The organism is Streptomyces sp. NPDC093544 (assembly GCF_040683495.1).
Classification (GTDB): domain Bacteria; phylum Actinomycetota; class Actinomycetes; order Streptomycetales; family Streptomycetaceae; genus Streptomyces.
This window is the reverse complement of sequence record NZ_JBFBEA010000062.1, coordinates 1-11,198: the sequence shown is the minus strand read 5'-3', so window position 1 is coordinate 11,198 and position 11,198 is coordinate 1. Positions and strand designations below refer to the sequence as shown.

Sequence of the window (11,198 nt, the reverse complement as noted above, 5' to 3'; positions counted from 1 at the left end):
CTTCGTGATGCCGGGCGGTGTCGACGACCCGGCCGCGCCGAGCGGCGGCAACGCGTACGACCGGCGTCCTAGGGCACGCTCAAGACCCGCCCAGGGCACGCCTCCGTCAGGTCGACGTCAGGTCACCCGTAGACCGCTGTCAGGTCACCCGTAGACCGCTGTCAGGTCACTCTTGGATCGCTGTCAGGTGGTCGTCGACGTCGAGTACGAGTGCGCCCCCGTGCCCGCCAGCGCGCCCCCGTCGACGATCAGGTACTCGTCCCGGATCGGGGTGCCGTCGAAGAACGACTCCAGGATCTCTCGGGTGCCGGCCGCGTAACGGGCCTGCGCGGAGAGCGAGGAACCGGAGATGTGCGGGGTCATCCCGTGGTGCGGCATGGTGCGCCAGGGGTGGTCCGCCGGGGCGGGCTGCGGATACCAGACGTCACCCGCGTACCCCGCCAACTGCCCGCTCCGCAGGGCGCGGTCGACCGCGTCCCGGTCCACGATCTTCGCCCTGGCCGTGTTGATCAGGTACGCGCCGCGCTTCATCGCACCGAGCAGCTCGTCCCCGAACAGCCCCTCCGTCTCCGGGTGCAGCGGCGCGTTGATGGTGACGACGTCGCAGTGCGGGGCCATGTCCTGGGAACTCTCGTGCCAGGTCAGACCCAGCTCCTCCTCGATCTCGCGCGGCAGGCGGTGACGGTCGGTGTAGTGCAGCTTCACGTCGAAGGGCGCGAGGCGGCGCAGCACCGCGAGCCCGATCCGCCCGGCGGCGACCGTGCCGACGTGCATGCCTTCGAGGTCGTACGACCTGGCCACGCAGTCGGCGATGTTCCAGCCGCCGTCCAGGACCACCTGGTGCGAGGGGAGGTAGTTCCGTACGAGCGAGAGCGTCATCATCACCACGTGTTCGGCGACGCTGATGCTGTTGCAGTACGTCACCTCGGCGACCGTCACGCCGCGCGCGATGGCCGAGTCGAGGTCGACGTGGTCGGAGCCGATGCCCGCCGTGACCGCAAGCTTCAGGTTCTTGGCGGCGGCGATGCGCTCGGGGGTCAGATACGCCGGCCAGAACGGCTGCGAGATCACGATGTCCGCGTCGGGCAGCTCACGGTCGAAGACCGAGCCACTCCCGTCGTTGTCGTCCTTGTCGGAGGTGACGACGAGGGTGTGGCCGCGCTCCTCCAGGAAGCGGCGCAGGCCCAGCTCGCCGGTCACGCTGCCGAGCAGGTGGCCGGGGGTGAAGTCGGTCGCCTTCGGGGTGGGCGTGGTCTGGCCGCCCGGGTAGTGGTCGATGACGGGCAGATCGTCCCGGGCGTACGTCTTCGGGTATCCGTCGGTCGGGTCGTCGTACAGAACGCAGAGCACCTTGGCCATGTCGCGGCTCTCCTCAACTCCGTTGTATGAAGGTGCTCTTCACCATCCTCGGGGTCGATTCCGCAGGTCAAAGCGAACGTTGCTATGCCGAGATAGACGGCGGCTATCTGCCAGGCGGCCGCGTCACTCCCGTATCTCCTCCAGATACGTATGCAGCAGCGCGTCCAGCGCGTCGCGAACTCCCGCCTCCCGCGCCACCTTCAACAAGGCCTCCGCCAGGACGGACTGCGGATCCCCCTCGGCCACCACCAGCCCCACCCGCGGCCCGTGCGCCGGACCCTTCAGCGGCACCACCCGCATCCCCTCCGGTACGCCGAACATGTGCAGCCACGCATGCGAGATCACGCTGGACCAGCGGCCGCCCGGCAGATGCGCGTACAGCCCGGCCACGCTGTCCGACTCGATCGCGGGCGCGGCCTTCGCGCCGTCGGCGGCGAAGCACTCGTCGATGATCCGGCGGTTGCGCATCCGCGGGCTCAGCAGACACAGGGGCAGCGCCGCCGCGTCCGCCCAGCGGGCCGTCGACGCGGTGGCCAGCGGGCCGTCGACGGGAGTGAGGAGCACGTACCGCTCCTCGTACAGCGGAAACCGGCGTACGTGACGCAGCTCGTCGTCGTCCAGATACGTCATCGCCGCGTCGAGCTCGAACTCGGCGAAACCGTGGGTGATCTCGGCGGAGGACAGCGACTCCAGGCTGACCCGGGCCTGCGGGTGGTGTTCGCAGAACGGGTTGGTGAGGAGGGAGGCGGCAGGCAGCGCGGTGGGGACGATGCCGAGGCGCAGGGTGCCGGTCAGACCGCCGCGCAGCGCCGACAGCTCCTGGCGCAGGGCGTCGCGCTCGGCGAGGATGCGGTGCGCCCAGGCGAGGACGACCTCGCCCTCCGGGGTCAGCCCCTCGTACCGCCTGGCCCGCCGCACGATCGGCACGTCCAGCTCATGCTCCAGGCGCCGGATCGCGGCGGACAGCGACGGCTGCGACACGAAACAGGCGGCCGCCGCCCGCGCGAAATGCCGCTCCCGGGCGAGCGCGACCAGGTACTCCAGCTGACGCAGCAGCATCAGTCACCTCCGCGACGACGGTACTCGGGCGACAGCGGCCCGGTACGAACGCACATACCAAGACTCCCGGCTGATCAACCAGCTCATGCAATGCGACAGGAGACTTACAGCTCGCATATGCGGAAGTATGATCCGCACATACCTGCCCGAGGGAGTAGTCCTGTGTTCACCCGTTCCGTACGCCTCGCCGGAGGCACCGCCGCCGCGCTCCTGGCGCTCAGCGCCTGCTCCTCCTCCGACTCGTCGTCATCGTCGTCCTCGGACACCTCGGCCTCCGCCTCCCCGGCACTCTCAGGCACGGTGACCGTCTTCGCCGCCGCCTCGCTCCAGGAGAGCTTCACGACGCTGGGCAAGGACTTCGAGAAGGCCCACCCCGGTACGAAGGTGACGTTCAGCTTCGGCGGCAGCGACACGCTCGCCGCGAGCATCACCGGGGGCGCCCCGGCCGATGTGTTCGCCTCCGCGAGCCCCAAGACGATGGCGATCGTGACGGACGCCAAGGACACGTCCGGCACGCCCGCGACCTTCGCGCGCAACCAGCTGGAGATCGCGACCCTGCCGGGCAACCCCGACAAGATCGCCTCACTGAAGGACCTCACCAAGTCCGGCCTCAAGGTCGTGCTCTGCGACAAGACCGTGCCGTGCGGCGCCGCCGCGCAGAAGGCGCTGGACGCGAGCGGCATCAAGCTCACCCCGGTCTCCTACGAGCAGGACGTCAAGAGCGCCCTGACGAAGGTGGAGCTGAAGGAGGCCGACGCCGCCGTCGTCTACAAGACCGATGTGAACGCGGCGGGTGACAAGGTGGAGGGCGTGGACTTCCCCGAGTCGGCCGAGGCCATCAACGACTACCCGATCACCCTGCTCAAGGACGCGCCCAACGCCGCCGCGGCGAAGGCGTTCATCGCGCTGGTCCAGTCCGCCGAGGGCCAGAAGGTGCTGACGGCGGCGGGGTTCCTGAAGCCGTGACCGAGCCCGCCCCCGACAAGTCCGACGCCGCGACCGACACCCTCATGGGTGGGCCGCGGCGTCGGCGTGTCCGGGGCGGGGGGCCGGGTTTCCGGGGGCGAGTGCCGGGCATCCGGGGCCGAGCGCCGGGCTCCGGCGGCCGGGTGCCAGGCTCCCGCGGCCGGGTGCCTGGCTCCCGAGGCCGAGTGCCGGGCATCCGGGGCCGAGTGCCGGGCATCCGGGGCGGGGTGCCGCTTCCCCTCCTCCTGCCCGCCCTCGTAGGGCTGGCCTTCCTGCTGCTCCCCCTCGTCGCCCTCCTCGTACGGGCCCCCTGGCGCAGCCTCCCGGACCAGCTGACCAGTACCTCGGTCTGGCAGGCCCTTCAGCTGTCGCTGATCACGGCGACGGCGGCCACCGCGGTGAGCCTGGTCCTCGGGGTGCCCCTCGCCTGGCTGCTTGCCCGCACGGACTTCCCCGGACGCGGCTTCGTACGAGCCCTGGTCACCCTGCCCCTCGTCCTTCCCCCGGTGGTCGGCGGTGTCGCGCTGCTCCTTGCCCTCGGCCGCAACGGTGTCGTCGGGCAGTGGCTGGACTCGGCCTTCGGGATCACGCTGCCGTTCACCACGGCGGGGGTGATCGTCGCGGAGGCGTTCGTGGCGATGCCGTTCCTGGTCATCAGCGTGGAGGGCACGCTACGGGCCGCCGATCCGCGCTACGAGGAGGCCGCGACGACCCTCGGCGCCTCCCGCTTCACCGCGTTCCGCCGGGTCACGCTGCCACTGATCGCGCCGGGCGTCGCGGCAGGTGCCGTGCTGGCCTGGGCGCGCGCCCTCGGCGAGTTCGGCGCGACGATCACCTTCGCGGGCAACTTCCCCGGCCGCACGCAGACCATGCCGCTGGCGGTCTACCTGGCCCTCCAGAACGACCCGGCCGCCGCGATCGCCCTGAGCCTGGTGCTGCTCGCCGTATCGATCGCGGTCCTCGCGTGCCTGCGGGACCGCTGGATGACGGGGGTGTCATGAGGACCGGCGTATCCGGCGTGACGGGCGGTGTCGTGACGACCGACGTACCCCGAACGACGGCGGGTCTCAGGAGGACCGGCGAACCCCGCACGACGGGAGGTGCCCTGACGACCGACGAACCCCGCACGACAGCGGGTCTCAGGAGGACCGGCGAACCCCGCACGACGAGAGGTGCCCTGACGACCGACGAACCCCGCACGACAGCGGGTCTCAGGAGGACCGGCGAACCCCGCACGACGGGAGGTGCCCTGACGACCGACGAACCCCGAACGACAGCGAGCGTCACGGCGACCGACGAACCCCGCACAAAAGCGAGCGCCACGACGACCGACGTACCCCGCACGACGGAGGTCTCATGACGACCGGCGTATCCCTCGCGTCCGGCAAGGGACTCGACACCCGCCTCGTCGTCGACCGCGGCTCCTTCCACCTCGACGTCACCCTCACCGCCGCCCCCGGCGACGTCGTCGCGCTCCTCGGCCCGAACGGCGCCGGCAAGACCACCGCGCTGCGCGCTCTGGCCGGACTCACCCCGCTCTCCGCGGGCGGTCATCTCCGCCTGGACGGCAGCGACTTGGACCGTACGCCGCCCGAGTCCCGTCCCGTCGGCGTCGTCTTCCAGGACTACCTGCTCTTCCCACACCTCACCGCACTCGACAACGTCGCCTTCGGGCCGCGCTGCCAGGGCGTACCGAAGGCGGAGGCCCGTGCCCAGGCCGCCGAGTGGCTGGACCGCATGGGCCTGGCCGACCACGCGGGCGCCAAGCCCCGCCGGCTGTCCGGCGGTCAGGCCCAGCGCGTCGCCCTCGCCCGCGCGCTGGCCACCCACCCCCGGCTGCTCCTGCTCGACGAACCGCTCGCCGCGCTCGACGCCCGCACCCGCCTCGACGTACGGGCCCAACTCCGGCGCCATCTCGCCGACTTCGAGGCCGTAGCCATACTGGTGACGCACGACCCGCTGGACGCGATGGTGCTGGCGGACCGGCTGGTCGTCATCGAGGACGGCCGCGCGGTCCAGGACGGAAGCCCGTCGGACATCGCGCGCCATCCGCGCACCGACTACATCGCACAGCTCGTCGGCCTCAATCTCTACCGGGGCCGGGCGGAGGGCCACACGGTACGGCTGGACGCGGGCCCGGCGATCACGACGACCGAGGACCTCACCGGTCCCGTCTTCGTGGCCTTCCCGCCTAGCGCCGTCACTCTCCACCGCGACCGCCCCACCGGCTCCAGCGCACGCAACCTGTGGAGTTGCGAGGTCAGCGGCCTGGAAACGCACGGCGACCAGATCCGCGCGGACCTCACCGGCGAACTCGCACTGGCCGCCGACCTCACCACCGTCGCCGCCGCCGAACTCGATCTGCACCCGGGCGCGCCCGTCTGGGCGACGGTGAAGGCGGCGCAGACGCACGCGTATCCGGCGTGAGCTGTCCTACGTGGTGGCCAAGAGCCCGGGGCACGCCCGGCCCACCACGGAGCCTCCGCAAAAACCCGTTGGCGGACCATGGCGGCCACTGCTAACTTTCCGGAGGCCGTGCGAGAGAACGAGGAGGTGGTACCCGTGAACGCTGTATCGACATGGGTGCTCCCCTCCGGGGTCACGGTCGGACGCTAGGTCGTCCGGGAGCGCCGCTCTGAGCACTCCCGAAAGGCACGACCATGCACTTCACTTCCGAACAGCGCCTCGACGACGGCGTCCTCGAACGCGAATTCTCCCTCGGCGAGACCCCCGGCACTCTGTGGACGCCTGAGTCCGCCGCACCGGCTCCGCTGATCCTGATGGCCCACAACAACGGCCTGCCCAAGGCGGAACCCCGCCTGGTGGCCCGGGCCCGGTACACCGCGGCGCGCGGCTACGCGGTGGCCACCATCGACGCCGCCGGGTGCGGTGACCGGCGTTCCGCCACCGACGAGCAGGCCCGTGCCGACCTCCGGCGGGCGATGCAGGCCGGCGAGCCGGTCGACGAGATCTTCGAGTCCTTCATCGGCCCGCTGGTCGAAAACGCGGTCCCGGAGTGGCGGACCACGCTGGACGCCCTCCTTGAGCTGCCCGAGATCGGCGGCCCGGTCGGGTACTCCGGGGGGTGGACCGCCCTCGGCATTCGGCTGGCGGTGGTCGAGCCGCGCATCGCGGCCGCAGGCTTCTTCGCCGGGGGGTACGTGCCCCGTGCCCAGCGCGAGGAGGCCCGGCAGGTCAACATTCCGCTGCTGTTCCTGTTGCAGTGGGACGACGAAGGAAACCCCCGGCAACGGGCCCTCGACCTGTTCGACACCTTCGGCAGCAAGGAGAAAACGCTGCACGCCAATCTGGGCGGGCACACCGGCACACCGTGGTTCGAGCTGGAGGACGGGTGCCGGTTCCTGGACCGACACCTGAAGTAAGGCCGGGCCGTCCGGCGGGCAGCAGACGCTAGGCGGTGCCGGCCAGGATGCCGCTCATCGAGGACAGGTCCCGGCCCTCCTCGATGGCGGTACCGCCGGTCGGAGCGGTGCGAGGGCGTGGACGCCTGGGTCAGGTGTCAAACGCCCGTACCGTTCAAGCAGGCTCGATCGGGCTTGAGCGGTAGCCCAGGCCACCGTCGGTCGGCCCTCCAAGAGCTCAAGCGGGCGGCGTGACCGAAGACCACACACCGAACCACTGCTCGGCGCCGTACGCCTCGAATCGCTCCAGCTCGGTGAACCCGAGCTTCTCCGCGAGGCGCATCGAGCGGGCGTTGGCGGTCTGGGTGTAGAGCACCACCGGCTCACCGGGAAGGGCGCCGGCAAACCAGTCGAGGGCCGCCGCGCACCCCTCGGTGGCGTACCCGCGTCCCCACGCCTGCGGCAAAAACAAGTAGCCGAGCTCGGTACCCCCGGCCTCCCGACGGCGGCGGTTGCCGGCCGGAAGCTCGGGGGCGTGCGGGTCGAGCTCGACCGTGCCGATCACCGCTCCGTCGAGCTCGACCGCGAAGAAGCCGGGGCGCCGCCCGGGTACCTCGAGCATCGTGCGTTCGAGCTCGGTACGCGGTCGAGGGCCACCGAGGTAAGTGCCCACCTCTGGCGAGGCGTTCAGCTCGATGACCGCCGCACGGTCCCGGGCCTCGGACTCACGGAGTACGAGCCGCTCGGTCTTGATCGGGGCAGGTGGCCAGGCGAGGGGTCGGCGATCGGTCATACCGGCCAACCTAGCCAGCAGGCGCGACAGCGATCAAGATACGCAAGCCGATCAACACACCGACCGCTCGTCGGCCGCACGTTGAACCGCTCCGGTCTGCGTGATAGACGCATGTAATGACTTCGCCTGAACCCCGTTCCAAGACACCGGCGTTGGCCGCCGCGCTCGGTATGCAACCGCACCCGGAGGGCGGCTGGTTCATCGAGACATGGAAGGCGGCGCACACCTTCCGCCCCGACGGCTACCCCGGCCCCCGTGCCGCGGCCACCGGCATCTACTTCCTGCTCGGCCCGGGCGACACCTCCGCCTGGCACACGGTCCGTTCCGACGAACTCTGGCTCTGGCACCGCGGCGGCCCACTGGAGCTCCTCCTCGGCGGCGACGCCGACCAGCCGGACCAGGCACCGGAAGTCATCCGCGTCGGCCCCGCCGTGGAGAACGGCGAACGCCCCCAAGCCCTCGTACCCGGCGGTGTCTGGCAGTCCGCCCGCCCGGCCACCGATCAGGAGGTCCTGGTCAGCTGCATCGTGGCGCCGGGCTTCGACTACGCGGACTTCCGGCTCATCGACTCCGGGAACTGAGGCCCAGGGCGGTGCCGGTCAGGCGTGCGACGCGCGTATTCGGGCCAGCAGCGCGGCGAGCCCGTCCGGGGTGACGGGGAGGACGCGGGAGGAGTCGTCACTCTCACGGAGGAGCAACGTACGGTCGCTTTGAGCGAGTTCCACGCACTCGTTTCCGGCCGCGCCACCGGAGAACGACGACTTCTGCCAGTCGAGGGGCTGCGCCATGGGGGACCTCACAGTTCCTTCGCCAAACGGTGGATGAAGTCACGGGACTTCACGGGGTCGAGCGACAGCGCCTCCACCTTACGAAAGAGCGTTCGCATGGAGAGGAGCTGGGAGGCGTCGTCGAGGAACGCGGTGCCGTACGGAGTGTCCCGCTGCACGGTGTCCAGCGCGGGTACGCGCCCGCCCGCGTAGAACAGCGCGGCGCTCGCACCGGCGAAGCCAACCGTGTCGAAGGGGATCACACGTACGGTGACGTTCGGCCGCTCCGACTGCTGGAGCACTTCGTCCAGTTGAGCCAGGGCCACACGGCGGTCAGCGACTTGCGTACGCAGCACGGATTCGTGAACCACCGCCTCGTACTCGACCGCACGGTCGCCAGCAAGCACCTGCCTGCGCCGCAACCGGTGCTCAACCTGCCCTTCCAACTCGCCCTCCGGAAGCTCCGGAACCCAGAACGCGAACACCGCGCGCGCGTAGTCCTCGGTCTGAAGCAAGCCCGGCACATGCGCGGTACCGATGACCCGCAGAAACCGGGCGTGATACTCCAGCTCCGCCAAGTCCAGGAACTCCGGAAGCAGCACTCCCCGGTATTCCTCCCACCACCCACGCGTGCGATCGGCTGCCATCGCCACCAAGGCCTCGACCAACGCCTCGTCTGCGCACCCGTAGAGAGCCGCGAGCCTACGCAGACGTTCTTCGCTGACCCCTGACAGCCCGGCCTCAACCTGGCTCATCTGCGCCGAGGTCGACGAGAGGGCCTCCACCACCGTGCGGGCCGACATCCCCGCCGATACCCGCAGCTTGCGCAGCTCAGTCCCCAGTCGCACCTGCCTGGCGGTGGGCTGACTCCTCGGCGCCATCCTGTTCATCCCCTCAACAACACTGTTCACAAGCCCTCTTGGGGCCCTCGTTCGGGTGTCAGGCTACGCGAACGGCTTGCGCGAGGAGAAATCTCTCCTCTACCGTCGGTGATGCGACGCACACGTTGCGGAACCCCGGGACCCCGGAAGCGCACCGCCCCGCCCTGCCATGACGGCGGCGACATGCCACCGCCCGAACGACCGCCGCGCACTCCAACCCACTGACCACGAACCGGAGTCCACGCATGCCCGAAGCCAATGAAGAGCCCTGGGAATACACCCTCTACATCCCCAACGACCCCCGAGCCGTCACCATGTGCCGCCGCACCCTCCGCCTGATCCTCGCCGCCCACGGCCTCCCCCACCTCACGGAAGCCGCCGAGCTGGTGGCGACCGAGCTGGTAACGAACGCCGTACAGCACACGAAGGGCCCCGCCGCCATACGGCTCCGCGCGGAGGGCTGCGTCCTGCGCATCGGCGTCTGGGACGCGGACCCCGCACCGCCCCGCCTCTCCCGGCACACTGCTCCCGACGCGGAAACGGGCCGCGGCCTCACCCTCGTCCACAGCTGCGCGGACACCTGGGGATGGGTCCACCAACGAGACACCTGGAACATCGCCGGCACCGGCAAGTACATCTGGTGCGAACTGACCCCGGCGGTCTGAACGTTTCTTCGACCCACGAAAGAGGACTCTGCCGAGCACCGACGCTCCGGCGTCATCCTTCGTCGCCGGTGTCCGGTGGCCACCTCGGAGTGCGCAGTGCCGTCTCGATCTGCGTGAGCCAGTGCTCGACGGGGCCGAGTGACAGCAAGCCGCTTGCCGCGCCCGCGAGTTCGGCAGTCGCCGGGCGGAGACGGGCGTGGGTCCGGGCCAGTACCCGGTTGTCGCCGAGGGCCAGCGCGGCGGTGGCCTCCAGGCAGGTCAGGGCCTCGTACAACAGGTCCCGGGGTGGTTCCGGGAGGGCGTGCAGTGCTGCCTGGGCCTCGGTGCGGCGGTCGGCCTCCAGGAGGACCAGCGGTTCGACCCAGGGGCGGTACGGACCCCAGTCCGCGTCCGGGTCCGCGCCGCTCGGCGGAACCCGGAGGCTCAGCAGAGCCAGAGCGAGGAGACCGCGCTCCAGGCCCGGCATCCCGGCGCCGTCCAGCCGCGCGGCGGCGGCCCGGTAGGCGGCCTCGGCCTCCTCCGGGTGATCCGAGGCCGCCAGCCGCAGCGCCCGGTACCACTCGGTGAACACCCCTACCAGCGGCAGTTCATGACGCTCCGCCAGGCGGTCGGCCGCGACGGCGTGTTCGTCCGCCGTACGGAAGTCGGCGAGGGCGCTACGGGACTGGACCTGGATGAGATGACCGAGGACCTCGAAGGTCGTCAGGCCGTGCCGCGCGGACACGGCGATGAGTTCCGCGCCGATCCCGTCCCGCCGTGCGGCGAGACCGGCCCGGGTGAAGGACTGCATGAACACCCCGTTCAGGGCGAACACCAGCAGTGCCGGGTCGTCGAGGCGTCGGGCGATCCCCTCCGCCTCGCGGGCGGCCTCCGGTCCGCGGGGCGCGTGCGTGCCGCGCATCTCCAGCGCGATCGTGGCCAGCAGGCGGCAGCGCGCCCCGTCGTACGCCGGGCCCTGCGGCAGGGCGGCGAGGGTCCGTTCGGCCGCCGCGACGAGCCGCTCGGCGAGCTCCGGGTCGTCGGCGCGCGTCCAGATCGCGGGGACGTCGTACGCGCCGATCACCCGGGCGGTCAGCTCCACGTCACCGGACTCCTCCGCCGCCGCGACCACCGCCATACGGTGTTCCCGCGCCGCCTCCAGCCCCCCGCCGCCGGTCACCGCGAGGTTCCGCATCAGCCCGACCGCCGACTCCAGCCGAGCACGTGGGCCTGCACCGACGGCGCGGTCGTAGGCGGCGGAGGCCTGTGTCTGGACAACGTCTGGTTCGACCGGATCATCCCGTGCGGGATCCGCGACGCGGGTGTGGCCTCGCTCGCGGCCGAGCTGGGCCGCGACGTCACCATCG

12 protein-coding genes and 2 pseudogenes are annotated in these 11,198 nt (G+C 71.0%); 8 read left to right on the top strand and 6 right to left on the bottom strand.

The features are described from left to right. Nucleotides 1–183 precede the first annotated feature (183 nt). The gene (locus tag AB0N66_RS42130) at nt 184–1,359 is read right to left on the bottom strand and encodes an NAD-dependent formate dehydrogenase (RefSeq protein ID WP_365446200.1); all 1,176 of its coding nucleotides are present in this window, start codon (nt 1,357–1,359) and stop codon (nt 184–186) included. Between the two features lie 123 nt (nt 1,360–1,482). Beyond that, on the bottom strand, nt 1,483–2,418 hold the full coding sequence (locus AB0N66_RS42125; RefSeq protein WP_365446197.1) for a LysR family transcriptional regulator: 936 nt from the start codon (nt 2,416–2,418) through the stop codon (nt 1,483–1,485). 162 nt (nt 2,419–2,580) lie between these two features. Here AB0N66_RS42125 and modA point away from each other — a divergent pair, with 162 nt between their 5' ends. The 5 genes from modA (at nt 2,581) to AB0N66_RS42100 (ending at nt 6,767) form a co-directional block, all read left to right on the top strand. Beyond that, nucleotides 2,581–3,384, top strand: coding sequence for a molybdate ABC transporter substrate-binding protein (modA, locus tag AB0N66_RS42120; protein ID WP_365446194.1), 804 nt, complete (start codon nt 2,581–2,583; stop codon nt 3,382–3,384). Nucleotides 3,385–3,569: 185 nt separating this feature from the next. After that, nucleotides 3,570–4,385, top strand: coding sequence for a molybdate ABC transporter permease subunit (modB, locus tag AB0N66_RS42115; protein WP_365446191.1), 816 nt, complete (start codon nt 3,570–3,572; stop codon nt 4,383–4,385). Further along, nucleotides 4,382–4,744, top strand: a complete 363-nt coding sequence (locus AB0N66_RS42110) for a hypothetical protein (protein WP_365446188.1) — start codon at nt 4,382–4,384, stop codon at nt 4,742–4,744. Before modB ends, AB0N66_RS42110 begins: the two co-directional genes overlap by 4 nt. After that, nucleotides 4,741–5,811: an ABC transporter ATP-binding protein gene (locus AB0N66_RS42105; RefSeq protein WP_365446185.1), complete on the top strand. Its 1,071-nt coding sequence runs from the start codon at nt 4,741–4,743 to the stop codon at nt 5,809–5,811. The genes AB0N66_RS42110 and AB0N66_RS42105 overlap by 4 nt, the downstream gene beginning before the upstream one ends. A 233-nt stretch (nt 5,812–6,044) precedes the next feature. Continuing rightward, nucleotides 6,045–6,767, top strand: coding sequence for an alpha/beta hydrolase (locus AB0N66_RS42100; protein WP_365446182.1), 723 nt, complete (start codon nt 6,045–6,047; stop codon nt 6,765–6,767). Nucleotides 6,768–6,984: 217 nt separating this feature from the next. On the opposite strand, the gene AB0N66_RS42095 is transcribed toward AB0N66_RS42100, so the two are convergent. Then, entirely contained in the window at nt 6,985–7,539 is a 555-nt protein-coding gene (locus AB0N66_RS42095; protein WP_365446179.1) for a GNAT family N-acetyltransferase, read from the bottom strand. Between the two features lie 116 nt (nt 7,540–7,655). Here AB0N66_RS42095 and AB0N66_RS42090 point away from each other — a divergent pair, with 116 nt between their 5' ends. Beyond that, nucleotides 7,656–8,120 carry a cupin domain-containing protein gene (locus AB0N66_RS42090; RefSeq protein ID WP_365446176.1) on the top strand — a complete coding sequence of 155 codons (465 nt, stop codon included), beginning with the start codon at nt 7,656–7,658 and terminating at the stop codon, nt 8,118–8,120. A gap of 18 nt (nt 8,121–8,138) precedes the next feature. On the opposite strand, the gene AB0N66_RS42085 is transcribed toward AB0N66_RS42090, so the two are convergent. After that, nucleotides 8,139–8,327: a DUF397 domain-containing protein gene (locus AB0N66_RS42085; RefSeq protein WP_365446173.1), complete on the bottom strand. Its 189-nt coding sequence runs from the start codon at nt 8,325–8,327 to the stop codon at nt 8,139–8,141. A gap of 8 nt (nt 8,328–8,335) precedes the next feature. Next, on the bottom strand, nt 8,336–9,187 hold the full coding sequence (locus AB0N66_RS42080) for a helix-turn-helix transcriptional regulator (protein WP_365446171.1): 852 nt from the start codon (nt 9,185–9,187) through the stop codon (nt 8,336–8,338). A gap of 245 nt (nt 9,188–9,432) precedes the next feature. Between AB0N66_RS42080 and AB0N66_RS42075 the strand changes: the two genes are divergently transcribed. Continuing rightward, the gene (locus AB0N66_RS42075) at nt 9,433–9,852 is read left to right on the top strand and encodes an ATP-binding protein (protein WP_365446168.1); all 420 of its coding nucleotides are present in this window, start codon (nt 9,433–9,435) and stop codon (nt 9,850–9,852) included. Nucleotides 9,853–9,904: 52 nt separating this feature from the next. Here the strand turns inward: AB0N66_RS42075 and AB0N66_RS42070 are convergent. After that, a pseudogene (locus tag AB0N66_RS42070) lies at nt 9,905–11,098 on the bottom strand (SARP family transcriptional regulator); the annotation flags it as partial. Between the two features lie 6 nt (nt 11,099–11,104). On the opposite strand from AB0N66_RS42070, the pseudogene AB0N66_RS42065 reads away from it, so the two are divergent. After that, nucleotides 11,105–11,198, top strand: a pseudogene (locus tag AB0N66_RS42065) (lipoate-protein ligase B); the annotation flags it as partial.

Coding starts and splice junctions, on each gene's coding strand:
- AB0N66_RS42130 (WP_365446200.1), bottom strand. CDS start 1,359: ATGGCCAAGGTGCTCTGCGTTCTGTACGACGACCCGACCGACGGATAC.
- AB0N66_RS42125 (WP_365446197.1), bottom strand. CDS start 2,418: ATGCTGCTGCGTCAGCTGGAGTACCTGGTCGCGCTCGCCCGGGAGCGG.
- AB0N66_RS42110 (WP_365446188.1), top strand. CDS start 4,382: ATGAGGACCGGCGTATCCGGCGTGACGGGCGGTGTCGTGACGACCGAC.
- AB0N66_RS42105 (WP_365446185.1), top strand. CDS start 4,741: ATGACGACCGGCGTATCCCTCGCGTCCGGCAAGGGACTCGACACCCGC.
- AB0N66_RS42100 (WP_365446182.1), top strand. CDS start 6,045: ATGCACTTCACTTCCGAACAGCGCCTCGACGACGGCGTCCTCGAACGC.
- AB0N66_RS42095 (WP_365446179.1), bottom strand. CDS start 7,539: ATGACCGATCGCCGACCCCTCGCCTGGCCACCTGCCCCGATCAAGACC.
- AB0N66_RS42090 (WP_365446176.1), top strand. CDS start 7,656: ATGACTTCGCCTGAACCCCGTTCCAAGACACCGGCGTTGGCCGCCGCG.
- AB0N66_RS42085 (WP_365446173.1), bottom strand. CDS start 8,327: ATGGCGCAGCCCCTCGACTGGCAGAAGTCGTCGTTCTCCGGTGGCGCG.
- AB0N66_RS42080 (WP_365446171.1), bottom strand. CDS start 9,187: ATGGCGCCGAGGAGTCAGCCCACCGCCAGGCAGGTGCGACTGGGGACT.
- AB0N66_RS42075 (WP_365446168.1), top strand. CDS start 9,433: ATGCCCGAAGCCAATGAAGAGCCCTGGGAATACACCCTCTACATCCCC.